The sequence below is a fragment of the Oceanobacillus sojae genome (genome assembly GCF_007991515.1).
GTDB lineage: Bacteria > Bacillota > Bacilli > Bacillales > Amphibacillaceae > Oceanobacillus > Oceanobacillus sojae.
This window is the reverse complement of sequence record NZ_BJYM01000017.1, coordinates 11,945-36,265: the sequence shown is the minus strand read 5'-3', so window position 1 is coordinate 36,265 and position 24,321 is coordinate 11,945. Positions and strand designations below refer to the sequence as shown.

The 24,321-nt window shown below is 37.6% G+C and carries 22 protein-coding genes; 17 read left to right on the top strand and 5 right to left on the bottom strand.

Annotated elements, in window-relative coordinates; translation table 11 throughout:
• Positions 1 to 9 precede the first annotated feature (9 nt).
• Positions 10 to 1,887 (top strand): beta-glucoside-specific PTS transporter subunit IIABC, encoded by a 1,878-nt coding sequence (locus OSO01_RS18035; protein WP_147211844.1) that lies wholly within the window; start codon positions 10 to 12, stop codon positions 1,885 to 1,887.
• 97 nt (positions 1,888 to 1,984) lie between these two features.
• Here the strand turns inward: OSO01_RS18035 and panD are convergent, their stop codons facing one another.
• Genes panD through panB form a run of 3 tightly spaced genes read right to left on the bottom strand, consistent with a single transcriptional unit; the run spans position 1,985 to position 4,009 of the window.
• Positions 1,985 to 2,368, bottom strand: a complete 384-nt coding sequence (gene panD / locus OSO01_RS18030; RefSeq protein ID WP_147211843.1) for an aspartate 1-decarboxylase — start codon at positions 2,366 to 2,368, stop codon at positions 1,985 to 1,987.
• A complete protein-coding gene (panC, locus tag OSO01_RS18025; RefSeq protein ID WP_147211842.1) occupies positions 2,361 to 3,221 on the bottom strand; it encodes a pantoate--beta-alanine ligase in 861 nt (286 codons plus the stop codon). Before panC ends, panD begins: the two co-directional genes overlap by 8 nt.
• Positions 3,218 to 4,009: a 3-methyl-2-oxobutanoate hydroxymethyltransferase gene (panB, locus tag OSO01_RS18020; protein WP_147211909.1), complete on the bottom strand. Its 792-nt coding sequence runs from the start codon at positions 4,007 to 4,009 to the stop codon at positions 3,218 to 3,220. Before panB ends, panC begins: the two co-directional genes overlap by 4 nt.
• A gap of 124 nt (positions 4,010 to 4,133) precedes the next feature.
• On the opposite strand from panB, the gene OSO01_RS18015 reads away from it, so the two are divergent.
• The 8 genes from OSO01_RS18015 (at position 4,134) to OSO01_RS17980 (ending at position 12,636) form a co-directional block, all read left to right on the top strand.
• The gene (locus tag OSO01_RS18015) at positions 4,134 to 4,997 is read left to right on the top strand and encodes an oxidoreductase (protein ID WP_147211841.1); all 864 of its coding nucleotides are present in this window, start codon (positions 4,134 to 4,136) and stop codon (positions 4,995 to 4,997) included.
• Positions 4,998 to 5,362: 365 nt separating this feature from the next.
• Positions 5,363 to 5,815: a PTS sugar transporter subunit IIA gene (locus tag OSO01_RS18010; RefSeq protein ID WP_186813697.1), complete on the top strand. Its 453-nt coding sequence runs from the start codon at positions 5,363 to 5,365 to the stop codon at positions 5,813 to 5,815.
• 3 nt (positions 5,816 to 5,818) lie between these two features.
• On the top strand, positions 5,819 to 6,553 hold the full coding sequence (locus OSO01_RS18005; protein ID WP_147211839.1) for a sugar isomerase domain-containing protein: 735 nt from the start codon (positions 5,819 to 5,821) through the stop codon (positions 6,551 to 6,553).
• A gap of 23 nt (positions 6,554 to 6,576) precedes the next feature.
• Positions 6,577 to 6,852 (top strand): PTS sugar transporter subunit IIB, encoded by a 276-nt coding sequence (locus OSO01_RS18000; protein WP_147211838.1) that lies wholly within the window; start codon positions 6,577 to 6,579, stop codon positions 6,850 to 6,852.
• Positions 6,853 to 6,914: 62 nt separating this feature from the next.
• On the top strand, positions 6,915 to 8,267 hold the full coding sequence (gene ulaA / locus OSO01_RS17995; RefSeq protein ID WP_147211837.1) for a PTS ascorbate transporter subunit IIC: 1,353 nt from the start codon (positions 6,915 to 6,917) through the stop codon (positions 8,265 to 8,267).
• A gap of 95 nt (positions 8,268 to 8,362) precedes the next feature.
• Complete coding sequence (locus OSO01_RS17990; protein WP_147211836.1) at positions 8,363 to 9,727, top strand: hypothetical protein; 1,365 nt, start codon at positions 8,363 to 8,365, stop codon at positions 9,725 to 9,727.
• A 222-nt stretch (positions 9,728 to 9,949) separates the two neighbouring features.
• A complete protein-coding gene (locus OSO01_RS17985) occupies positions 9,950 to 10,666 on the top strand; it encodes a GntR family transcriptional regulator (RefSeq protein ID WP_147211835.1) in 717 nt (238 codons plus the stop codon).
• Positions 10,667 to 11,052: 386 nt separating this feature from the next.
• Entirely contained in the window at positions 11,053 to 12,636 is a 1,584-nt protein-coding gene (locus OSO01_RS17980; protein ID WP_147211834.1) for a BCCT family transporter, read from the top strand.
• 227 nt (positions 12,637 to 12,863) lie between these two features.
• Here the strand turns inward: OSO01_RS17980 and OSO01_RS17975 are convergent, their stop codons facing one another.
• Both OSO01_RS17975 and OSO01_RS17970 read right to left on the bottom strand, forming a co-directional pair.
• Entirely contained in the window at positions 12,864 to 14,360 is a 1,497-nt protein-coding gene (locus tag OSO01_RS17975) for a glycoside hydrolase family 32 protein (RefSeq protein ID WP_186813696.1), read from the bottom strand.
• The gene (locus tag OSO01_RS17970) at positions 14,335 to 15,576 is read right to left on the bottom strand and encodes an MFS transporter (protein ID WP_147211908.1); all 1,242 of its coding nucleotides are present in this window, start codon (positions 15,574 to 15,576) and stop codon (positions 14,335 to 14,337) included. Before OSO01_RS17970 ends, OSO01_RS17975 begins: the two co-directional genes overlap by 26 nt.
• A gap of 369 nt (positions 15,577 to 15,945) precedes the next feature.
• On the opposite strand from OSO01_RS17970, the gene OSO01_RS17965 reads away from it, so the two are divergent.
• The 8 genes from OSO01_RS17965 to OSO01_RS17930 all read left to right on the top strand — a co-directional run bounded on the left by OSO01_RS17965 (position 15,946) and on the right by OSO01_RS17930 (position 24,316).
• Positions 15,946 to 16,944 carry a LacI family DNA-binding transcriptional regulator gene (locus OSO01_RS17965; RefSeq protein ID WP_147211832.1) on the top strand — a complete coding sequence of 333 codons (999 nt, stop codon included), beginning with the start codon at positions 15,946 to 15,948 and terminating at the stop codon, positions 16,942 to 16,944.
• A 115-nt stretch (positions 16,945 to 17,059) separates the two neighbouring features.
• Positions 17,060 to 18,001 (top strand): nucleoside hydrolase, encoded by a 942-nt coding sequence (locus tag OSO01_RS17960; protein ID WP_147211831.1) that lies wholly within the window; start codon positions 17,060 to 17,062, stop codon positions 17,999 to 18,001.
• Positions 18,002 to 18,500: 499 nt separating this feature from the next.
• On the top strand, positions 18,501 to 19,847 hold the full coding sequence (locus OSO01_RS17955) for a four-carbon acid sugar kinase family protein (protein WP_246145211.1): 1,347 nt from the start codon (positions 18,501 to 18,503) through the stop codon (positions 19,845 to 19,847).
• Positions 19,848 to 19,871: 24 nt separating this feature from the next.
• On the top strand, positions 19,872 to 20,492 hold the full coding sequence (locus OSO01_RS17950) for a GntR family transcriptional regulator (protein ID WP_147211907.1): 621 nt from the start codon (positions 19,872 to 19,874) through the stop codon (positions 20,490 to 20,492).
• 27 nt (positions 20,493 to 20,519) lie between these two features.
• A complete protein-coding gene (locus tag OSO01_RS17945; protein WP_147211829.1) occupies positions 20,520 to 21,548 on the top strand; it encodes a zinc-dependent alcohol dehydrogenase in 1,029 nt (342 codons plus the stop codon).
• Positions 21,549 to 21,558: 10 nt separating this feature from the next.
• Entirely contained in the window at positions 21,559 to 22,548 is a 990-nt protein-coding gene (locus OSO01_RS17940) for a TRAP transporter substrate-binding protein (RefSeq protein ID WP_147211828.1), read from the top strand.
• Between the two features lie 5 nt (positions 22,549 to 22,553).
• The gene (locus OSO01_RS17935; protein ID WP_147211827.1) at positions 22,554 to 23,045 is read left to right on the top strand and encodes a TRAP transporter small permease; all 492 of its coding nucleotides are present in this window, start codon (positions 22,554 to 22,556) and stop codon (positions 23,043 to 23,045) included.
• Positions 23,042 to 24,316 carry a TRAP transporter large permease gene (locus tag OSO01_RS17930; protein WP_147211826.1) on the top strand — a complete coding sequence of 425 codons (1,275 nt, stop codon included), beginning with the start codon at positions 23,042 to 23,044 and terminating at the stop codon, positions 24,314 to 24,316. Before OSO01_RS17935 ends, OSO01_RS17930 begins: the two co-directional genes overlap by 4 nt.
• Positions 24,317 to 24,321 lie beyond the last annotated feature (5 nt).

Genomic DNA, 24,321 nt, shown 5'->3' with positions numbered 1-24,321 from the left:
GGATTTGGGATGAATCAGCAGAAGCTGGCAAAGGATATTCTTTCTCTTGTTGGAGGAGAAGAAAACGTGGGGAGTGTTACCCACTGTTATACAAGATTACGCTTTAATTTAAAAAACAATGATTTAGCCGATAAAGACAAGATTGAATCACTTGATGGTGTTATACGTGTCCAAATTCAGAGTGGACAATTTCAAGTGGTTATCGGTAACGAAGTAGGGAAAGTATACAAAGAGCTGGAGAAACAAGGTGACTTCCAGAGTGGAGAGAATGACGAAACTGTTCAGGAAGAAAAAAAGGGAAATATTATCGGCCGTTTCTTTGAAGTAATTGCTTCTATTTTCACACCGATTATTCCGGCAATTGCCGGGGCAGGATTAGTTAAAGGGATTTTAGGCTTAGTCACGACATTTAATTGGGCTCCTGCAGATAGTGATATTGTAACTGTATTAAATATTGTTGCGGATGCCGTGTTCTACTTTCTGCCTTTCTTTCTTGCTGTATCCGCTGCAAGGAAGTTTAAAACAAATGAATTTATTGCGCTTGCATTAGCTGGCGGATTGATGTATCCAACATTAATTGAAGGAGCTAAAGCAATTGCTGAAGGCGGGGCGGAAGGGTTATCGTTATTTGGTATCCCGTTGCCGTTTATAAATTATAGCTCGACGGTTATTCCTATCATCATTTCCATATGGCTGTTAAGCTATGTGCACAGATGGGTAGATGCCATTATGCCAAACGCACTTCGAGTTATTTTTACACCGACCATTGTTTTACTCATTATGATTCCTTTCCAGCTGGTGGCTATTGGACCGCTGGGATCATATCTTGGTATAGGGTTAGCAGATGGAATTACCTGGCTGTTTGAGCACGCTGGTATTCTTGCAGGAGGAATTCTGGGAGCAACACGCCCACTATTAGTTATTGTTGGAATGCACTACGGATTAATGCCAATTGCCATTCAAAATATTGCTGTTCTTGGTTTTGATTATTTAGTACCGGTATTTCTAATGGCTAATATGGGACAGGCAGCTGCTGCTCTTGCAGTATTTATTAAGACTAAAAATAAAGATTTGAAAACAATAGCTGCTTCCTCTACGGTTTCCGCATTCCTTGGAATAACGGAACCTGCTATGTACGGGGTAAATCTGCGGCTGAAGAAACCATTTATTGCAGCATTAATTGGTTCCGGTATTGGAGGAGCTTTTATAACTGGATTCGGTGTAACTGCATCTGCTTTCGTGTTACCGGGTTTAACAAGTCTGCCTGTGTTTAGTGGACCGAAATTTATCTATCTAATTATTGGATTAATCATTACGATAGCAGTTACGATGGTGCTAACATTTTTACTAGGATTTAAAGACATGGAAACTAAAAAAGAAAAGACAGAAGCTGCAGCTGTTGAAGATGGACAGCAGATTGCAAACAAAGAGACAGTTGTAAACAGTCCGTTGGAAGGGAAGGTTATACCGCTTCAAGAGGTAAGTGATCCAACTTTTGCAGAAGGTCTTTTAGGGAAAGGAATAGCAGTTGAACCAACGAATGGAGAAGTTATTGCTCCTTTTAACGGGTCTATTGAATCACTATTTCAAACCAAGCATGCGATTGGTTTACGTTCAGAACAAGGTTTGGAGTTATTAATCCATATTGGTCTGGATACCGTAAATCTGGAAGGGAAGCACTTCGAAGCGCATGTAGAACAGGGACAAGCTGTCAAGCAGGGAGAACTGCTTATTACGTTTGATATCGATAAAATTAAAGATGCTGGATATCCGACAGTTACTCCTGTTATTGTAACAAACAGCTCTGATTATCAGGAGATACTCCCTAATGATCAAGCCGGACAAGTGAAGCAGGACGAATGGATTTTAAAAGCAGTAAAGGAATAATTCAGGAGTTTGTCTTCAATAATAAATAGAATTAAATAAAACGTGCTGCTCTTTTTTATAGAGCAGCACGTTTCTGCTTATTTTATTTCCGGAAAGTCTAAAAAACCAGCTGGTTTTCCTTCTCCTGAATCAATTCTACAATTTCATTTTTCTCATTCATCACAGCAACTTTTGGCACATGCTTTTTAACTTCTTCCTGATTTAGCTGTACATAAGAAATAATAATAATCACATCATCAATCTGTACCAATCGGGCAGCTGCCCCATTTAGACAAATTTTACCGCTCCCGCGTTCTCCCGCAATCACATAGGTCTCCAAGCGTGCACCATTGTTGTTATTCACGATAGCAACCTTTTCATTGGGCAATATATCGACGGCATCTAAAATATCGGCATCAATCGTGATGCTGCCGACATAATTTAAGTTGGCTTCTGTCACTCTCGCTCGGTGAATCTTGCCGTTCATCATTGTTCTAATCATGATTGTCTCCTTTAATAATAATATTATCAATCAGTCTGGCTTTGGAAAATTTCACAGCCAGAGATATAAAAATTTGACCGGTAATCTGTGGCTGTTCCACGAGCTCCGGGTAGCTGTAAATGGCTATATCCTCTACACTTCCAGAGGTGTTTTTGGTAAGGTGCTCATTGATTACATTAATCAGAACAGCACTGTTTCTTTCCCCGGCATCGTATCGCTTTTGTGCTTTGATCAGGCTTTGGTATAAATGGACTGCCTCCTGCCGCTCCTGTACAGTTAAATATACATTGCGTGAACTTTTGGCCAAACCATCTGCTTCCCTGATCGTATCAACCCCGATAATTTCAATTGAATGGTTAAACTCTGCAACCATTCTTTCGATAATTGCGAGCTGCTGTGCATCCTTTTTTCCAAAATAAGCAAAATCGGGACGAATGATATTAAATAGTTTATTTACAACTGTAACAACACCGTCAAAATGGCCGGGGCGTTTGGCTCCTTCCAGTACCTCAGCCATGCGGTTTACTTTTACCGAAAGAGCTAATGGCTTTGGATACATTTCCTCCACACTTGGATAGAAAACATAATCGGTTCCAAGTGCGTCCAATTTTTCCTGATCGCTCTCAATATCTCTTGGATAAGCATCGAAATCTTCATTCGGGCCAAATTGAAGCGGATTTACAAATACGCTGACAACAGTGATGTCATTTTTTTTCAATGAGGTCTTAACCATTGTTAAATGACCGTCATGTAAGGCTCCCATCGTAGGAACGAAGCCGATTTGCTTTTGTTCTTTTTTTAATGCTCTTACAATATCTTTCATTTCTTGTACTGTTGTTATTCGTTGGGTCATGCGTCTACCTCATCCATAATTTGTTTCTTATACGTAAATTCAGGCGAAGGGAAGATGCCTGCTTTAACTTCTTCGTGGTAAGCTTTTAATGCATCCACACCAGTTGTAAAGTCTCCGTAGCGTTTTACGAACTTCGGCTTACGGTCCACACCATAGTTTAACACATCGTGATAAACAAGTACTTGCCCATCGGTATCTGCCCCAGCCCCGATACCAATGACGGGAATGGATAAATTTCTTGAGATGGTTGCTGCAAGGTCACTGGGGATTGCTTCCAGCACAAGCATGACAGCTCCACTTTGCTGGACCAGCTTTGCTTCTTCAATTAACGTCTCAGCTTCTTCTTTAGATGCTGCTTGAAGCTTATAGCCGGTAATGCCAAAGCTTTGCGGGGTCAAGCCCAGATGAGCGACGACCGGAATTCCATTCTGTGTGCATTTTTTAATTAAAGGAGCGGTATGTGCCCCCTCAATTTTTAGTGCATTGGCTTTTGTTTCCCGATATAATTCAATTGCATGCTGCATATCTATTTTTTCGTCTACACCAGCTGCTCCAAAGGGCATATCAACGACCATGAATGTATCATTTGCTCCCCGGCGTGCAGCTTTGCCATGATGTTTCATATCATCTAGTGTCACCTGAACGGTGCTTTCATAACCAAGTACCGTCATGCCGAGTGAGTCTCCGACAAGGATGATATCCAGCCCGGCCTGTTCTGCCTGCTTGCTGCTTGGGAAGTCATATGCCGTGAGCATTGTTATCTTCTCTCCGTTATTTTTCATTTCCATGAAATCTTTAAGAAGTTTCACTTTTGGATCACCTACTATTTTTATTCTTTTTCTTATTATAAAATTATCTGTATAGATTCACAATGGCAAGTTATTAGCTTGAGGAAAAGGAGGAGAGGTAAAAATGTATAAGTTTGGAGTTATTGGACCAGGTGCAGTCGGTGCTGTCATCGGCGAATCATTACAAAACAGCGATTATCATGTGACATTTCTGGGTAGAAAAGAGGGGAAAGTGTGTATTGAACGCGTAGAAGATCCAGAAAGTACCACTTTTCCTGTAGAGGCTATTTCTGAAGTGGAAACTGTTTTTGATTATTTATTTATCGCAGTGAAAGGAACACAATTGGAAGGGATTATGCCACACTTGGATAAGCTGATGCATGCAGATACTGTTTGTATTCTTTGTCAGAATGGCTATGGACAGTTGGGAAAATTCCAGCTCCCGGGCAATACTTATCAGGCTGTTGTTTATATTAGCGGGCAAAAGAAAGGAAATGTAGTCATGCATTTTCGTGACCGAACCCTGATTTTACCGGAGAATACCGTAACCAAAAAATTAAAGAAAGTGATTGCTGCAAGTAATCTCGATATCCAATTACAATCTGACTATCGTAATGAGGTTTGGTATAAACTGATCGTTAATGTAGCAATTAATTCTGTAACCGCACTCAGCAGAAATACAGCACTTATTTTGCAGGAGGAAAAAGTACAGAGCCTGTGTAAAAGATTAATTCAAGAAGGAGTTGAAATTGCAGCAGCAGAAGGTGTTTATTTCCAGGAAAAGGTGCTGGAGGAAATTATGAAGATTTACGCTGGATATCCTTCTCAGATGGGAACAAGTATGTATTACGATATGATAAATGGGCAATCAATGGAAGTGGAGTATATTCAAGGTTTTTTATATGAGAAGAGCAGAGAGCATGACCTTAATACACCTTGTTTGGATACCGTGTACAGCTTGCTTTTGGCAAGTGAGATGAAGGGTTAGCATATAGATGGTATTTACAGTTTCTCTTTGTTCATGAATGACAGTATAAAGAGAGACTGTTTATTTTGCTGAAAAGTATCGTTATTATAGCAGTCACCATTTTTATGATATAAAAAAGAATCAAAAATTACATATGTTTTTGACGCGTAATCTCATAAAAATTCAAAAATAAGGGTTTACAAATAAAGCGTTTTCATTTAGAATGTATTTAAATTGGTTATAACCAATAGTGATAATGACATAGCTTGTAAGGATAAAGGTCTACTATAAATCTAGAAGACCTTTTATAAATATCCAAATTGGTTATGTCAACATAACCAATTTGGATGGAGATTTTATATTTTATACAAGAAAGCGGGGAAAAGATGATTTATCAAGCTTTAAGCCAAAACACGATTCTATTAAATGAAAGCGCTATCGATTGGGGGGAGGCAGCAAAAAAAGCCGGCGGACTATTATTGGATAATCAATCTATTAAAAAGGAGTATATAGCAGACATGATAGCGTCTGTGCATGAGTTTGGCCCTTATATTGTAATTGCTCCGGGCATTGCATTATTTCATGCGCGACCTGAAGGAAACGTGAACGAGATTTGTTTAAGTTTACTTACGCTTGAAAAGCCAATTGAATTTGGAGCAGGTGATAAAGACCCGGTTGACTTATTATTTGCTCTGGGGGCTGTAGATCATGATTCTCATCTGCAATTAATGGCGGAGCTAATGAAAATATTGAAGGATGGGCAACTGGTCGAGAGAATCAGAACGGCAACGGATGTAAAGAAAGTATTAGAAATGATTAAAAAGAAATTGGAGGAGTAGTTTATGTTATACAAACAATTTTTTTCAAAAGTAGAAGATATCTTAAAAGAAGTTTCACAGAAAGAAGAAAAGAACATTTTGGAAGCAGCTAAAATTATTGAAACATCGATAAAAGATAATGGTGTATTACATGTATTTGGGTGCGGTCATTCACAGATGTATGCCATGGAGCTATTTTATCGTGCGGGAGGTTTGGTGCCGATTAATGCAATTTTATCACCGCCGTTATCATTGGCTCCGTCGGCTCCGTTAAGCACTTTCTCAGAAAGACAGGAGGGGCTGGCCAAGGTGGTACTTAATAACGAAAATGTGGCATCTCAAGATGTAATGTTAATTGTATCTACATCCGGAAGAAATGCTGTCCCGATTGAAATGGCATTTGAAGCGAAAGAAAAAGGAATGAGAGTCATTGTATTGACATCAATGGCGTTTACAGAAGAAGTGGAATCCAGACATAAAGACGGTAAAAAACTCTATCAATTAGCTGATGTTGTATTGGATAATCACGGCAATGCCGGGGACGCAATTATGGAAGTTCATGGACTGGAAGCAAAATTCGGACCGACTTCATCAATTATTGGATTCACTATCCTGCAAAGTGTTGTTGTCCAAGTAATTGATAATCTTGTAAAGAGTGGAGAAGCGCCTCCTGTATATGTCAGTTCTAATTTAGATCAAGGTGATCAAATAAATAGGCAGCATATAGAAAAGTATCGAAATAGGATAACTTGCTTATAAACTTATAAACGGAGGGATTCATTATGGAAATTATTACAGTATGCGGGATGGGATTTGGAACGAGTTTAATGCTTAAAATGACAGTTGACGATATATTGGCAAAAGAAGGGATAAAAGCGGAAGTAAGTGCACTTGACGCCGGATCAGCAAAAGGAAGAACAGCAGATTTAATTATGGCTTCAGCGGATTTAGAATCAGCGCTGGAAGGAGTAGAGATAGATAAAATATATATTCATAACCTTACAGATGATGACGAAATAGAGAAAAAACTACTTGGATATTTAAACCAAAAAGAGTAATGAAGGACTCGTTTTTAAACAATGCTGAAATAATTGATTTGCCAATATAAGGAGGTCCAAAAATGTTAAGGGCAATAGCAGAAACTTTAACAGTCCCAGCCATTACTCTAGGTCTTGTAGCATTGCTCGGCTTATTACTGCAACGGAAAGAAGTGACAGAAGTTGTAAAAGGCACGATAAAAACGATTTTAGGTATACTCATTTTAGGAGCAGGCTCATCATTAATCGTTACAAATTTAGCTCCTTTTGCAGCAATGTTTGAGGAAGCATTTAATTTAAAGGGAGTTGTTCCAGTAGATGAAGCTATTGTAGCAGCTCTTGTTGACTCCGTAACAGCTATTGGGAGAATGACATCTTTTATTTTATTATTTGGTTTTTTAACAAATGTGTTGTTGGCTCGTATTACACCTTTTAAGTATATTTTTTTAACCGGACATATGATGTGGATTTTGGCAGGGGCGCTGGCTTGGGCTTTCTACGACCTAGGTGTATCTGAAACAAATGGAATTATTTTTGGATCATTGATTCATGGAATGACATTAGTATTATTGCCGGCAATTGCACAACCCATTGTCCGAAAAATCACAGGTAATGATAAAGTAGCCTATGGACATCTGACAACAACTGGGGTCGTGTTATCCGCTTTGGTTGGGAAAGCGGCAGGGAATAAAGCGCATGATAGTGAATCGATTAAGATGCCGGAGAAATTAAGCTTTTTTAAAGATACAGCAGTTTCCGTATCAATTGTTATGTTTGTGATTTATATTATTACTGCTTTATTTGCAGGACCGGAAATAGTGAATCCATTATCTGACGGACAGAACTATCTTGTGTTTAGTACACTAAATGCTCTAGGATTTGCTGCGGGAGTACTTGTTCTATTACAAGGTGTCAGAATGTTTCTTGGTGAAATTGTTCCTGCTTTTAGAGGGATTGCTTTAAAGCTTGTCCCTGGAGCTAAGCCTGCTCTGGATGTACCTATTTTCTTTCCATATGCACCGAATGCGCTGATGTTAGGGTTCATCTTTTCTATCATAGGTATGGTCATTGGAATGTTTATTTCCATACTATTTGGCACAATTGTTCCTCTGCCATCAATTATTGGTGGATTCTTTACAGGAGGTATTGCAGGTATATTTGGGAATGCCATGGGAGGCAGAAGAGGAGCAATGGTATCTGGATGTGTATATGGTATCATCCTGACAATACCAGTTGCACTTTTCTATCCTTTATTTGGATTAGATATTTATGGAGTAGAAGGTCTGGCCTTCCTGGTTCCAGATGGTATTATTGTCCTCGCACTAATTAAATTGTTCTTTACTTTGAAAATACCGATTCCAGGATTTATATTAGCGGTGATTGCATTAGTCCTGTTAAGTATTTTTTATAAAAAGAAGCAGGCATCTATTAAATAAATAAGTTCAATGTGATTTCAATATACAGAATTAATCTTTAATTAAGAGTGCTCCCTTATAGTAAGTAAAAACTTTTTAAAGGAGGAACAACTTACATGATTCGTAAACGAAAGATTTTCTTTACAGGGTTGGTATTTTTGCTGTTTTTTACTTTTATAGATAGCAAAATTGCAGCTGCAGAAGAAAAAGATGGATGGAAGTTGATGTACCATGAAGATTTTCAAGATTTATTATCATTTGATGACATACCATGGGAAATAGACAATTATGGAGATAATAGCCCTTGGCATGTAGATCATTTAGATGACGATGGGGAATTTTTTCAAATTCAAGGTGGAGTTGATTTTGAGAAGCAGCTGGAAAGCTTTGATTTATTGAGGAAAAGGGTCAGCTTTGGTAAAGATGGGTGGCTGACAGCTGAATTTGCTGTTCGGGATTATGATAGAGATGGTCAGCCCGATACGGAAGCTTCATTGACTAATGTAAGTAAGGACGGCCAACAAGCTGCTGAACTGTCTACCAGCTTTGATTCTGGTTTGATTATTCGATCAACAGAAGCACTGCCATCTCAATATCGTGTCGAATATATTTTAAAAGGAATAGATTATGGAGGAAAGCGAGACGGAACCTTTGATTATGATGATAAACACAATGGATATACAATCGATGAGAGAAAATCGAATTTCCCATGGAAGCGTCAAGGAGATTTCTCGGGAGAATCCAGTCATCTTAATACGAACTTTGGAGATGTTACGAAAGAAAATGGATATTATTTCTTGTCCATTATGGATTATGAGAATCCGGCTCCACATAATAATGTTTTTATCCATAATCATCGTAAAGTTGGAATGGATGCATATAATGTTAGTTCATCCTGGAATAGTGATTATGCTGTTTGTAATCCCAAAAACGGTGAATTATACAGTCAGGCAGATGAACAAAGTTCCAATAATGCAATTAATGGAATCTTTTTTGCAGGTGATACGTTTAGAGATGAATCTATTGGCTATAATTCGTTTATGTTTGAAACAGAATGTGGTTCTTTCTATGATAGTGATACAGAATACTCTATTATTTCCAATGCAGAAATACAGCCTGAGCTTATGCCGGAAGAATCTTATACATTCGCAATAGAACGTACAGATAACAGCTATGTAATGGAGATGTCCGGCAACTTCAAGCATGTTGGTCAGCAAACATTTAGATATGAAAGAGATTTTATTGAAGATGGAAGGCCAATTTGGCACTACAATAATACGTCAGAAGAATATAATGGAGAGTTCAATTCTACATTAACTTTTGAAGGTCCTCATGGCAGCTATTCTGTTGAACAATGGCCCGAGGATTCTGCTTATCCAGATTATTTTCTGTTGGGTATACCTCATATTAATTATTATGAAGGTTCTGCGGTAATAGACGATGTAAAGCTATTTGTTCCTGGGCAGGATGAATCTGAATAACAAGACTGTTTTAGAGAGAAGGAAATAGTAGTTGGTTATAGGCAGTGTGCTGGTTCTGGATTTAATAACTGCGAATTTTTATTGCTGGTTCTGGAATAAGCCATATATATCTATTCTTTCCTATGATATAATCGCAGTAATTTAGCAGTATTTTATTAACCTCCTTTATTCATGTATGTATTTCATGGATAAAGAATATATGTGCAGGGAAGATATGAAGTAATGGATAAAAATAATAGATTGCCTCTTTATTTACAATTAATGGAGGATTTAATAAAAAAAATAGATGAAAGTTATTATCTTGAAGGAGAAAGACTGCCTCCGGAACGGGAGCTATGTGAAATTTATAAGCTGAGCAGAATCACTGTGCGTCAGGCCTTGCAAGAATTGGAAAGAGAAGGATATATTTATAAGGTGCATGGTGCAGGAACGTTTGTATCATCAAAACGCTATAATCAGCATCTTGTAAAACTTTATAGTTTCACAGAAGAGATGAAAAAGAATGGAAAGGTTCCCTCTACAGTTGTCTTGAATTTTGAAGAGACAGTCGTAGATGACCGGCTGGCAAGTAAATTAAAAATTTCTCCCTTCGAAATAGTTATTAAAGTGGTCCGGCTGCAACTTGCCGATGATGAGCCCTTGCTTTATGAGACAACTTATTTGCCGAAAAAGTTTTTTCCAAACCTCTCAAAAGAAGATTTAGAGTCAAGATCGATGTACCAAATTTTTATAGAGGACTATTCGCTTGGAGTTACAAAGGCAATTGAAAGCTTTAAAGCCACTACATTACGTGAAGAAGAAGCGAAGCATTTTCAATTACCTTCTAATCAGTCAGCAATGATGATTAAACGATATGCTTATCATAATGAGTATCTGATTGGATATACACTGGGTATTGCGCGTGGAGATAAGTTTGACTATATAGTAGAATTGACATAACATTTTTAAATTAGAATAATATAAAGAAATAAATTATATAAGAACATGACGTTAAAAGGAGATTCAGACAAATATCAAGTTAAAGATTTGATATTTGTCTGAATCCTTTTTTATTATTTATCTTTAAGGACGCCTGATTGTAAAATGATTTCTATATTGTCTGACTATAGTGAGCTGGTACATATTTTCGTAAATAACATTTAATATGGAAGATAAATGTAAAATTTAATCACAGATAGCCATCCATAAAAATATGTTGATTGCAGTGTGCTTCTATCTCTCCGATGTTTTATAACTTTTCTTCTGTGGTATTAGTAGGTGTAAAAAACATGTGTAATATTAATATCTATTTTTTTAATCAGGTAGTAGAGAAAGGAGAGCTTAAAATGGAAGCGCCAGGACGACAGAAGAAAAAAAGCTTGGTGGAGAAAAGCATTGTTATTCCTTCTATTGTGATTATAGCAATCTTTAGTGCTCTATTTGCAGTGTATACAAGTGAATCTAAGGAATTATTGGACAGTATTTTTAATACATTAGTAGATTCCTTTAAATGGGGTTATTTATGGTATGCCCTTTTAATCGTTATAGCCGCAGTGTATTTCTCATTTTCTAAGTATGGGAAAGTAGTTTTAGGAGATCCGGCAAAGAAACCAAGGTACAACTTGTTTGAATATGCATCTATTTTAGTTGCGATGGGCCTTGGTTCAACTATCATGCGGACGGGTCTGACGCAATGGAGTGAGGTTGCAAATGATCCGCCATTTGGATTGGAAGCAGGATCAATGGAAGCAATTCTTGCCGGGAATTCCTACAGCATGTTTTTATGGACCTTTCAGACCTTTGCCGTCTTTGTTATGGTAGCTCCGGCGATGGGATATCTTTTGTATGTCCGAAAGAAACCAAAAATGCGTATTTCAGAGGCGTGCCGCGTTATATTCGGTGACAAGTTTACAGACGGAATAGGCGGGGTTATTCTTGATATCCTTTTCTTAGTCAGTATTTTAGCTGGAGCCGCAGTGACCTTAGGTCTTGGTACACCGATTGTTACGTATAATCTGGCGGATATATTGAATATTGAGGTGACATTTCCATTTACTGTGATTGTTACATTAGTGTGGGTTTTAGGGTTTTCCATCAGTGCTTATGTGGGGATTGATAAAGGAATCAAACGGTTAAGTACATTGAATATGTATCTTGCAGGAGCTTTTGCTCTCCTTATTCTTGTAATTGGGCCAGGAATCTTTATTATGAATTTCTTTTCTGATTCCGTACGTTATTTAATCACTAATTATATGAACTTTTCTCTGTATACTAATTCACTTGATATGGAGGGCAGTACACATATTGAAAGCCATACCGTCTTTTGGTTTGCTTACAATGCAACCTGGGCGATGCTTCACGGTGTTTTTGCAGCGATCGTATCCAAAGGCAGAACGATTAAAGAAATGATTTTAACGTATCTATTGGCGCCTACACTATTATCCTGGATTGCGACAGGTGTCCTTGGAGGACTAAGTGTTCACAGGCAGGTGACAGATGCAGTGCCGGTTCTGGATATTGTTCAAAATCAAGGCTTGGAGCAATCGATTCCTGCTATTTTGAGTTCGTTGCCATTACCGGCATTAACTATCATCTTATTTACGATTATTGCGACGGTTTTCTTAATTACTACATTAGATTCAACAACTTATACCGTAGCAACCTATATGTCTAATCAGGATATGACGAAATCTGCCCCTTATAAATCGTTAAGGATCTTAGTGGCAGTTTTGATTACAGTGCTTGCTCTGACGCTTATGAGTGTAGGAGGCCTTTCTCCGCTGGAAGTGCTATCGGGATTAATGGGGATACCAATTATTATTATTCAGGTTCTAACGGTTTATGCTGCTAAAAAAATGATGGACGAAGATCGGGCCTGGGTAAAAAATGTTCGGAAAGCAAGGTATTCTGCTGAAAAGCAGACCGATTGATAAGCGTGAATTGTAAAGAAAGACAGGGCGCATAAAATTATGCTTGTTATAATAATACGGATCTTTCATAAGCGGGAGCGAAATTAGTTCGCCCGTTATGAAAGATCCGTTTCATTTTTTTAGTATCAAGTAAATCAGTTATTCTGCTTTTTTCTTACAATAATACATAGCTATTTTTAGCATAGATAATGGTCCATAAAACCTCATTTATTGATTTAAATTTCATCTTATGAAATCCCGGTATTTTTAAGCGACCAAATATCAGTATATTCTACCATCGCTTCCATTTCTTCTGTATATAACTCTATGCCATTGCTTGCGAGATCTGGATAAATTCTTGTGGAGAGAGTTGCTTCACCATCGTTTACAAATACCTCAACAGAGCATGTATCGACAAACACATGAAGTGCAATTTCGTTATTTTTAGTACGCAAGGGTGCTTTATTAACAGCTTTATGTGAAAGTTCTCCTGCATTTGTTGTATCGACAATTATTTCATTCGTTGCTGAGTCATAGAAAACATTTGTCTGCTCAGATCCATCCTTTGATTGACGTAGACGCAAGCCGACTTTTCCGCCTTTTTCAATTTCTGGTAATGTCCATTTGCATTTCAGCTCATAGCTGTGTTTGAAATAAACATTGGAATTAAGATTATAAGTATCATCCTTTGATAGCATAAGTTTATCATAATGTTTATGGATATCCCGGAGTGTATTTAGTTCCTGAACCGGATGGGAGCGTACGAATCCGTCCTCACCCAATGTGAGCTCGCGAGGGATTGTCATTGCGCCGGACCACTTATCAGCTTTGGATGGGAATTCTGTAAAAGGAAAATCCATCCAGGAAATAAGGATACGCCGTCCTTTCTCGTCCTCAAAAGTCTGTGCAGCATAGAAGTCAATTCCATAGTCAATTTCCCGCTGTGATTCGGGTGTGAAAATTCCTTTTTCATAATCCATACTGCCTGTCATAACTGTACTTTTTCCATTATCCATATTCATTGGAGATGTAATCAATACATACTTATTGCCAAGCGGAAATAGATCTGGACATTCCCACATATCACCCTGAGTGCCGTCACTTTTCGCAGCAATGCCTACATATTCCCATTCCGTAAGATTGCTGGATTTGTATAGTACAATTGCTCCATCCTTATCTATGGCTGTTCCCACAACCATATACCAGAATTTTCCGTGTTTCCATACTTTCGGGTCCCGGAATTCATTGCTTAAACCTTCAGGACTTTCACTGATAACTGGATTTGCAGGATGTTTTGTGAAATGTATCCCGTCTGTTGAAGTTGCAATAGCCTGTACTTCCTTATTTTCTTTTCCTTCTAGATGACCTGTGTAAAACAGCGTCATGACATCGCCGTTCATTACTGCAGAGCCGGAGAAACACCCCATTTCGCTTTTGGTTTCATCATACTCATAGGCTTCAGATGGGGCTAAGGCAACTGGTTCATGGTTCCAGTGAACAAGATCTGTGCTTGTGGCATGTCCCCAGTGCATCGGCCCCCAGTGAAAGCTATACGGGTTGAACTGGTAAAATAAATGGTAAATCCCATTATGTTGGATAAGGCCGTTAGGGTCATTTAACCAACCTACAGGAGCCATAAAATGATAGTTGAGACGATATGAAGCATCTTTTAACTCGTCTTTTGAATTTGCTACTGATTGATTAGCGAGTAAAAGCTGTTCATTGTGTGTCTTCGGCTGTTTCATATGGAATAACCTCATTTCGTTTTGATTTGTGATTACTTAAGAAGAAGATAGCAGCAACTGTGAAAATATAAACAATTGTGCCAAGGACAAAAAATGTCGTTATAAAACCAGTGCTGTCGTAAAGCTTGCCAATTACAGACGAAAAAGCAATAACACCGATTTCACCTGATATTTTAAAACCAATCAGGTAAATTGTAGCAGAAAGCCTTTGATCAAAATTGAGTGCAATATATTTAAAAATAGCAATGAGCAGGATAGGCAGTTCAATCCCGTGAAGAAGCTTGATCAAAGAAATAGCAATAGTACTGTCGACAAGTGCAGAGCCTATAATACGAGTACCCATAATAACACCAGCTAAAATCAATGATTGCTTCGCTCCGACTTTATTAACAATAAAGGGTGCTGCAAACAGCATGGCTGATTCAAGAAAAACCTGGAATGAATTTAAATACCCAAATACTTGATATCCGATTTCTGTATCGGTGAAATGCTGTGTGAAATAAACTGGAAACAGCTGAACATCATAAATCGTGTAAATACAAGCAGTTCCAAAAAGAAATAAAACAAAATACCAGAACTTTTTCACTTTAACAATGGAAACAATATCCTTTATGCGTAAGCTTGCTGTTTTATCTTCCTCTACTTCATTTACATCGACTTTAAAGAAGCAGTTTAGAAGAAAGAAGCCAATCCCTGCAACAGAAGCAATCCAGAAATTAAGATGAGGGTTAATGCTGAGCAATAATCCAGCAGTTAGAGTAGCACATGCGTATCCAATGGATCCCCACATTCTTGATGTCCCATATTCGAATTTGAATTTCCGGCTTAGTTTCTCGGCGTATGATTCAAGGAACGCAACCCCTGCAATGAAACCGGCTCCAAAATAAATACCGCCTAGAATAGCACCGAGCGTAAAGTTTGACTGCAGGAGCGGTTCGTATACATAAATGATAAACGGCCCTGTTCCGATTAGAAAAATACTCTGAAACCAGATTAAATGTTTCTTGGTGCCGATTTTATCCTGAATAACACCGTATAGGAGCATAAATATCAATGACAGAAAGGAATTGATTGAAAAAACGGTGCCTGTCTGAGACCCCGTTAAACCGAGCGTCCCGTTTAACCAAATGGAATAAAAAGACCACCAAACTGACCATGTAATAAAGAAAAGAAATAAATAGCCGGATGAAAACCAGTAATTTTTATTTTTAAACATATGCATTGTTATCACCTATTCTCTAAATGTAGTAAAATAATATTGTAAAAGGGATGGTTTATGAATTGGAAAAGCGAAACAAATAAAGTTAAAACGTCTTTATAACCTCCTTTGTGAATATAACGAGAATACGTATTCATAAACGATGTTATTTATTATATTCCTCGAAAAATAGTAAGTCAATGATTTTAGAAAACGATTTCTCGCTTGAATTTGTGTTTTCATTGAGCTTAACTGCCTTGTGTTGCTATATTAGAGAGGAATGATTTAGGGATTTATTATTATAAAAAGATTTTATTTTGAAGACTCTATACGAATAAATAATTCATTTACGAGAATACGAATTCACGAAAAGGGAAGGAGTCTGCTATGGCTAAATTGACAATGAAAGAAATTGCTAAACTGGCAAAAGTTTCACAATCTACTGTCTCGCGTGTTATTAACGGGAATGAAAAAGTTAATGAAGATGCAGCAAAACGGGTCCTTAAGGTTATAGAAGATGTAGGGTATATTCCGAATAGTGCTGCACAAACTTTGAAAAGAAGCCAATCCAAAATTATTGGTGTGTGCGTTACAGAAACGTACAATCCTTATTTTGTAGAGCTGGTTGATGTGCTGGAATCCGAAGCGAGAAAACTAGGATATAGTATTCTCCTGCATAACTCTAAACATAACCCAATCACAGAATGGGAAAGTATTCAAAATTTTATAGCTCGTCAGGCGGATGGAGTAATTTGTATACCTACGGGTGAGTACAACTTACAACGAATGAATAAACTTGGTATCCCAACAGTAATCATTACACAGAACCATCAATCTTTGGATAGCGTTGGCCTTGATCATATGCAGGCAGGGAAAATTGCTGCTGAGAAATTTATACATGCAGGTCATACAAAATTTGGGTTTATTGGCACTGCACTCGATGATAAATTTTTAGGGTATAAAAGTGTATTGTACGAAAATGGTTTCGATTTTGATTTGAACAATTTTATCCGCGTTGAAGAGGCTTCTACAAACAATTATTTAATCCGGCAGGATATTGAATCATACTTAAAAGAGAAGAAAGAGCAGCTTGATTTCACGTGTATTTTTGCCGGGAATGATCTGGTGGCTTTGGAATTTTTAGAAATGGCCCAGGAAAGAAAGATTCGAATACCTGAAGATATCAGTTTAATTGGTTTTGATGATACATACCTTTCAAAAATAATGGGAATTTCCAGTATTCATCAACCGATTGAAGATATGGTGAAGACGACGCTTGAGGTTCTTCTCAATCGTATTGAAAATGAAGTATCCACAGAAAAAGTTAATATCAAGTTAGATCCTGTATTAATTGAACGGACAAGCTCTAATTATAAAAAATCATAAGCTTGATGGTTGTTAGTAAAGGAATGTGGGGCCAACATTCAATAATCTTTTGAGAGTTATAAATATATGAAGCGCCCTGTGTATGGCGATTTTAAAAGAAAAGAGGAGTTTATCCATGAAAAAGAAAGTATATTTAAACCATGATGGCGGTGTAGATGATTTAATCTCGCTGTTTTTGTTGTTGCAAATGGAGGATATCAATTTAGCAGGGGTCGGGGTTATTCCAGCAGACTGTTATTTGGAGCCGGCTGTTTATGCAAGCCGTAAAATTATTGACCGTTTTGGAAAAGGGCAGAATATAGAGGTTGCTGCATCCACTTCCCGCGGGAAAAATCCATTTCCAAAAGATTGGCGGATGCACGCTTTCTTTGTAGATGCTCTGCCTATACTAAATGAGTCTGGAAAGATAGAAGCAAAGCTTGCGGAAGAAGCTGCACACGAGCACCTGGTAAAGGTTCTTCGTAAGAGTGATGAGAAAATAACACTTGTATTTGTCGGCCCCTTAACAGACCTGGCAAGAGCATTGGAAATCGCCCCGGATATTGAACAGAAAATTGAAAAGCTTATCTGGATGGGTGGAACATTTCTGGAAAATGGCAATGTTGAGGAGCCGGAGCATGATGGGACTGCGGAATGGAATGCTTTTTGGGACCCGGAAGCAGTGAAAACCGTTTGGGATAGTTCGATTGAAATTGATTTAATTGCTTTGGAAAGCACGAATATGGTTCCATTGACAATCGATGTCAGAGACAGATGGGCTGCTGAACGCCGCGATATCGGAATAGATTTTCTTGGACAGTGCTATGCAATGGTTCCTCCGCTTGTGCATTTTCAAACGAACTCCACTTACTTTTTATGGGATGTATTGACAACAGCGACAGTTGGAAAGCCGGAACTGGTAAAGAAGCAAGAGGTCAAAAGCATTGTGCATCCAAACGGAGCCAGTCAGGGGAAAACCGAGATTTCAGAGTCCGGACGCCCTGTACAATTTGTTTATGAAGTTAATCGTGATGATTTTTTTGATTACATTACGAATTTGGCAAGACAGGAGAAATAAAGTAAATATGTATGATAAAAACCAAGTCTTTTTTTTAGGAAGACTTGGTTTTTTGTGTGTCAGAAAAAATTTCACTCTAATAAAGAAACCAGACATAAATCAACGCTCCAAGTAAGAAGCCTAAAATAAATAGAATCCCTCTTTTCATAATAACTCTCCTCGCTCTTATGTATTGTCTTACTTGTTATTGTACTAAAGAGAGAAGACGATGCAATTCCGGACATTAAAGATATAAAAAATGTTCATATAATTTAAGAAATATACTTAATTAGCATAATACGCATGATATTTCTATTATCTTATAATATCTTCAAATAATTAGAATTATATAATATAGTCTGATAAAGAAAAAAGTGAGGTTTTATAGAATAAAATTTAGTCTTTATCAAGTTTGCTTCTAATAGTTATAAAATATATTTGAAGAAAGCGTTGACAAAATAAAATAGCAATGATAGTATCTTTTTTAGATTCAACTTAGATCTATGTTAGATTTTAGGAGGTGGAATACTTGAAGAGATTGATATTAGGTTTTTATGGAGACGATTTTACTGGATCAACAGATGCAATGGAAGCACTGGATCAATATGGCTTAAAAACAATTTTATTTTTAAAAATACCAAATGAAAAGATGATGGAGCGTTTCCAGGGTGTTGATTGCGTTGGAGTAGCGGGGACTGCCCGCGCGAAAAATAGAAATGGCATGGAAAAAGAATTAGTTCCTGTTTATGATTTTTTTCAAAAAATAAATCCGTATTTTGTTCATTATAAGGTTTGTTCTACCTTTGATTCATCACCAGACGTAGGAAGTATCGGTTTTGCCGGTGATCTTGCCCGGAATTATTTTAATAAAGGCAATTTCCCTTTATTAGTAGCAGCTCCAATGTTAGGGAGATATACAATATTTGGGAACCATTTTGCTGCTTTTCAGGATAAAGTATATCGCCTGGACAGACATCCAGTAATGTCCAGACATCCAGTAACCCCGATGGATGAAGCTGATTTAGCTGTGCATTTGCAGAAACAGACAGAGCAGCAGATAGATAAAGTCAGTATCTTAGACTTGGAAGAGCAGAATGTATCAGAAATCATTGAGAAGCATGCTGAAGAGGATAATATTGTATTGTTTGATGCACTAAACGATATTCATATGGAGAAGGTATCTCAAGTACTTTGGAAAATGAAGGGAACAGATACACAATTTCTATTAGGGTCCTCAGGCATTGAATATGCTTTGGGAGATGCAATGAAAAGGAATCAAGTAGCTTCTCGAGCAGAAAAGGACATAGCACCCTCCAAGATAGAGAAAATATTCTCTGTTTCCGGCAGTGTATCTGAAGTGACAAAGCAGCAGCTGGAGAATGCAGAGGAGGCTGGCTTTCATTTAGAACAAATACCTTATGAATTATTTACTGATGAGGAAAAAGCTGAAGAATTCATGGGGAATATAGTGAAGAAAATAGAGCTTAAGAAAAAGGTAATTATTTATACAGCCAAAGGACCAGATGATCCTATAATTGAAAAAACAAAACAGCATTTACTGGAAGAAGGTATTTCTAGCGAAGATACAGGGATTTACATCGGAAGGAAATTAGGAGAGTGGACCAAGAAGGTTTTAGACCAGATAGAGATTAAGAGGTTAATTATATCTGGGGGCGATACTTCAGGGTTTGTTACATCTAATTTAGATATTTTTGGACTGGAAGTGCTGGATTCTATTGCGCCAGGTGCCCCTTTATGTTTAGCATATTCAGAGAGACCTAAATTTGATGGACTAGAGATTGCATTGAAGAGTGGTCAGTTAGGCGGGCCGCAATTCTTTGAGAAAGTCTATCAGTCCGGCTCTTAATAAACTAAGGGAATGAGCGTAATTATGTTATTAAAAGATGTTGCTTATCAGAAAATTAAAGAAAGAATATTAGAAGAAAACTATGAACCCGGAAGATTTCTGTCAGAAAGAACACTAATAGATGATTTGGGAATGAGTAAAACACCTATAAAAAATGCGCTGGTTCGATTAGAATCAGAAGGATTTGTAACAGTTTCTTCAAAGCAAGGAATTATTGTGAATGATATATCCATTGAAAGAATTAATGATATTTATAATCTGCGGGTTGCTTTAGAAACTTTTAATTGTAATGAGATTTATAAACGCATAACAAAAGAACAATGTAATGAATTAGAAGAGATTGTTTATGCTACGGAGAAAGCGGCAGAAGAAGAGGATGTCAGCTTATTCGCAACACTGGATCATGAATTTCACTTAGCGATTAGTGAATTTGCCGGCAATACGGAGATTACTAAGATTTTATTAAACTATCAAGACCATTTGCGAAGAATTACGTTACGTCATTTAAAGAAAGATCCAGGAAGAGTAAGAAAGTTCTATCAGGAGCATATGGAAATCCTGGAAGCACTTAAAGCAAAAGATAAACGAAGCTCAGAATTGATGAGAGATCATTTGATAGATTCAAAAATGATTTATTTCCAATAGATGAGTTTGGAATAGGGAGAGAGAATCATGAAGGCGGTATTTGTAGATGATGCAGAGAAAGTAGTTGTTAAAGAAGCAACATTACCAGAATTAAAGGAAAATGAGGTTCAAATCAAAGTATCGGTAGCAGGAATTTGCGGCTCGGATATTCACACATATAAAGGGTTGCATCCTTTTAGGAAGCCTCCAGTTATTATTGGGCATGAAGTTGCTGGAGAGGTAGTAGAAGTAGGGGAGAAGGTAACTCGTTTTAAGGTGGGAGACCGGGTTACTGTTGAACCTCAAATAGGCACAGGAGAAAGTGAAGGAATTATGACAGGGAATGTTAATTACTCTGATAATCGTTTAGCACCGGGGATGGGAGATTGGCTGGGGACAATGGCAGAGTACTTTATTGCGCCTGAAGCTCAGGTTCTTCCTTTGCCTGATACAGTTACGTATGATGAAGGAGTGCTTGTAGAGCCTTTGGCAGTTGGTGTGCATGCTGCCTATAAGGGAGAAGTACAGCAAACAGACAGAGTCGCTATTTTAGGAGCTGGTCCCATTGGCCTCTTAACGCTTATTGCTGTTAAAGATAGAGGTGTAGAAAACGTTGTTGTTACGGATGTACTTGAATATTCTTTAGAAAAAGCAAAAGAAATGGGGGCTTCCAGTGTAATTAATATTAAAGAGAAACAAAACTGGGTTAATGAAGCAAAAGAGGTACTGGATAAGGGTTCATTTGATAAAGTTTTCATTACTGCCGGAGTTCCCGGGATTGTGAATGATGCGTTGAATTTATTAAAAAAAGGTGGCCGTGTAGTAACTGTAGCTATGTTTCATGGTCAACAGGAAATTGATATTGAGCAGCTGCAGCAAAACGAAAAAGAAGTAGTCGGCTGTATGACATACAATCGTCCCGATTCGGAGAAGGCTCTGGAAATTATCACAAAAGGTGAATTTGGTGTCGACAAGGTTATTTCACATAAATTACATTACGAAGAGGCTGGAAAAGGATTTAAGATGGTCGACAAAAAGCTGGATAATTCTGTGAAAGTTCTTATTTCTTTTGAATAGGAGGATGAAAATGAAATCAAAAATAGTATTTTTACTCTTATTAATAACGGCCTTTTTTCTAGCTGCTTGTAATCAGGGAACTGCTGATGGAAAAGAAACAAAAGTATTACGGCTTGGACATATCCAAAATGAATCTAATGCTTGGCATAAAGGATCATTGAAATTTGCTGAGCTGGTCGAAGAAAAAACAAATGGCTCTGTCAAAGTAGAGGTTTATCCAAGCTCTACTTTGGGAGAAGACCGTGACCTGGTGGAAGGGATGCAGATAGGCACAGTAGATTTTGCATTAGTAGCAGGGGTTATGTCCAATTTTTATGAACCATATTCTATTTTGGAATTACCTTATTTATTTCACGATTTAGATCACCTGGAAGAGTTTGTTTATGGCGATGAAGGTAAGCGTTTGCAGGATGATATGTTAGAAGAGACGGGAGTCAGAGGACTGGAATTTTGGTTGCGTGGACCTAGAGAATTAACCACGAATAAATTGGTAGAGAGTCCGGAAGATTTAAGAGGACAAAAAATTCGTGTACCTAACATTGAAGCATCTGTAGAAGGATGGAAAGCAATGGGAGCCAGTCCAACGCCGATGAATTTTGGGGAAGTCTATTCCTCTTTGCAAACGGGAGTAATAGATGCTCAAGAAAATCCAATAGAGTTTACTGCCAGTGCCCGCATCCAAGAGGTACAAAATTATCTTGTGATGACAGATCATGTATTTGGGTATGTGCAGCTTTTAATGAGCGATAAAACATTTGAAGAACTGACGGAAGCAGAAAGTGAAGCTGTTTTGGAAGCAGCTGAAGAGGCTAGAAACTACCAAAATGATTTGGTTTTTCAGGAGGAGGAAGCAGCTATTCAAGCCATGCTGGATGCCGATGTAGAAATTATCGAAGTTGATCAGGAGCTATTTAGAGAGGCAGTGCAGGATATTAACGAAAAATTAGCTGATAAGTATGGGAGAGAGCTATATGACACCATACAGAGTATGAGGGAGTAAAGCTTATGAATAAGTATATTAAAACAATAGACAAAATAAATAGTGGTGTGAAGTATCTGGTGGCAGTATTGCTGATTATTCTGGCTATATTAGTCGTATTACAGGTAACAACTCGTTTTATTATCAATATTCCTCTCAGTTGGACAGAAGAGTTAGCAAAATATTTAATGATCTATATTGTATTTTTAGGATCTGGTCTTGCTTTTCGTAACAATCAGCATATTGCAATTGATTTTCTTTTAGAGGTTTCAAGCCCAAAAACAAGAGAAAAACTGGAAAAACTTGTTTTATGGATAAGTGCGATTTTTTGCTTAGCATTAGCGTACTTTGGGATACATCTGACTTATCTGGTAATTGATCAGTCTACGCCAACTTTACAGTATTCTATGGCTTGGGCTTATGCTGCTATGCCTATAGGTTCACTTTTGATGTTCTTTAATATTATTGCAGCAGGAATAGATCCGGATAAAAAAAGCGTGGAAGGTGATGTCCAATGATTTTTGTTTTAGTTGTATCTTTACTCTTGTTATTTTTAATTGGCGTTCCAGTCGCCATTTCATTGGGGATTTCATCTAGTTTAGCACTTTTAGTAGCGGGAGATATTCCATTACTTGCCTTGGCACAAAGAGCATTTGTTTCTCTGGACTCATTTCCATTACTTGCCATTCCTCTATTTATACTGGCTGGATCTTTGATGGAGCATGGGGGAATATCACAAAGATTAATTAATTTGGCAAATGCTGCTACAGGGCATGTATCAGGCGGTCTGGCTATTGTAACTGTTGTAACCACAATGTTTTTTGCTGCCATTACTGGATCAAGTGTAGCAGCAACAGCTGCACTCGGTGCGATTTTAATCCCTGCGATGATAAAAAGAGGCTACGAAAAAGAATTTGCTGGCGGCGTTCAATCTATTTCAGGAACACTTGGCATTATTATGCCTCCAAGTATTCCGTTGATTCTTTATGGTACAGCTGTAGGCGCTTCTATAGGAGACCTATTTGTTGCTGGAATGGTTCCCGGGGTAATAATTGGAATTGGCTTGGTTATTACAGTATATATCCTTGCAAAAAAGAGAAATTACTCAAAGGAACCAAAAAAATCAGCAAAAGAAATTTGGAAAGCATTTGTTGAAGCAATTCCGGCCTTAATTATGCCAGTTATTATATTAGGTGGAATTTATAGTGGTATTTTTACTGCAACGGAAGCCGCTGGGGTAGCGGTAGCTTATGCATTTATTGTGAGTGTTGTATTCTATCGGGCAATTACGAAAGAGAATATTAAAGCAATCTTAACACAAGCGTCTTTAACTACTGCTACACTTATGCTGATTCTTTCTACAGCAGGACTGTTCAGCTGGATTTTAACGATTGAAAATATTCCACAGCAGGTAGCTGGGTTCATAACCTCTATTTCTGACAATCCAATGATATTCTTAGGAATTGTTATCCTGTTGTTATTAATCGTTGGAATGTTTATGGAAACAAATGCTTCTATTATTATTTTAGCGCCTATACTTGTTCCGGTAGCTGCAGAGCTTGGAATTAATTCGGTTCATTTCGGTATTGTAATGATTGTCACACTTGCGATTGGGATGGTTACGCCACCATTAGGACTGAACCTATTTGTTGTATCTAAGATAGCTCATCTTCGTATAGACAGATTAACAAGAAGCCTTGTGCCATTTTATATAGCTATACTGATCTGTTTACTTATAGTTACTTTTATTCCTGGATTAACAATGAGTGTTGTGGAATGGATGAAATAAATAGA

Bases quoted from the DNA above. Each gene is read 5' to 3' on its own strand.
- OSO01_RS18035 (WP_147211844.1), top strand. From the start codon at position 10: ATGAATCAGCAGAAGCTGGCAAAGGATATTCTTTCTCTTGTTGGAGGA.
- panD (WP_147211843.1), bottom strand. From the start codon at position 2,368: ATGATTAGAACAATGATGAACGGCAAGATTCACCGAGCGAGAGTGACA.
- panC (WP_147211842.1), bottom strand. From the start codon at position 3,221: ATGACCCAACGAATAACAACAGTACAAGAAATGAAAGATATTGTAAGA.
- panB (WP_147211909.1), bottom strand. From the start codon at position 4,009: ATGGAAATGAAAAATAACGGAGAGAAGATAACAATGCTCACGGCATAT.
- OSO01_RS18015 (WP_147211841.1), top strand. From the start codon at position 4,134: ATGTATAAGTTTGGAGTTATTGGACCAGGTGCAGTCGGTGCTGTCATC.
- OSO01_RS18010 (WP_186813697.1), top strand. From the start codon at position 5,363: ATGATTTATCAAGCTTTAAGCCAAAACACGATTCTATTAAATGAAAGC.
- OSO01_RS18005 (WP_147211839.1), top strand. From the start codon at position 5,819: ATGTTATACAAACAATTTTTTTCAAAAGTAGAAGATATCTTAAAAGAA.
- OSO01_RS18000 (WP_147211838.1), top strand. From the start codon at position 6,577: ATGGAAATTATTACAGTATGCGGGATGGGATTTGGAACGAGTTTAATG.
- ulaA (WP_147211837.1), top strand. From the start codon at position 6,915: ATGTTAAGGGCAATAGCAGAAACTTTAACAGTCCCAGCCATTACTCTA.
- OSO01_RS17990 (WP_147211836.1), top strand. From the start codon at position 8,363: ATGATTCGTAAACGAAAGATTTTCTTTACAGGGTTGGTATTTTTGCTG.
- OSO01_RS17985 (WP_147211835.1), top strand. From the start codon at position 9,950: ATGGATAAAAATAATAGATTGCCTCTTTATTTACAATTAATGGAGGAT.
- OSO01_RS17980 (WP_147211834.1), top strand. From the start codon at position 11,053: ATGGAAGCGCCAGGACGACAGAAGAAAAAAAGCTTGGTGGAGAAAAGC.
- OSO01_RS17975 (WP_186813696.1), bottom strand. From the start codon at position 14,360: ATGAAACAGCCGAAGACACACAATGAACAGCTTTTACTCGCTAATCAA.
- OSO01_RS17970 (WP_147211908.1), bottom strand. From the start codon at position 15,576: ATGTTTAAAAATAAAAATTACTGGTTTTCATCCGGCTATTTATTTCTT.
- OSO01_RS17965 (WP_147211832.1), top strand. From the start codon at position 15,946: ATGGCTAAATTGACAATGAAAGAAATTGCTAAACTGGCAAAAGTTTCA.
- OSO01_RS17960 (WP_147211831.1), top strand. From the start codon at position 17,060: ATGAAAAAGAAAGTATATTTAAACCATGATGGCGGTGTAGATGATTTA.
- OSO01_RS17950 (WP_147211907.1), top strand. From the start codon at position 19,872: ATGTTATTAAAAGATGTTGCTTATCAGAAAATTAAAGAAAGAATATTA.
- OSO01_RS17945 (WP_147211829.1), top strand. From the start codon at position 20,520: ATGAAGGCGGTATTTGTAGATGATGCAGAGAAAGTAGTTGTTAAAGAA.
- OSO01_RS17940 (WP_147211828.1), top strand. From the start codon at position 21,559: ATGAAATCAAAAATAGTATTTTTACTCTTATTAATAACGGCCTTTTTT.
- OSO01_RS17935 (WP_147211827.1), top strand. From the start codon at position 22,554: ATGAATAAGTATATTAAAACAATAGACAAAATAAATAGTGGTGTGAAG.
- OSO01_RS17930 (WP_147211826.1), top strand. From the start codon at position 23,042: ATGATTTTTGTTTTAGTTGTATCTTTACTCTTGTTATTTTTAATTGGC.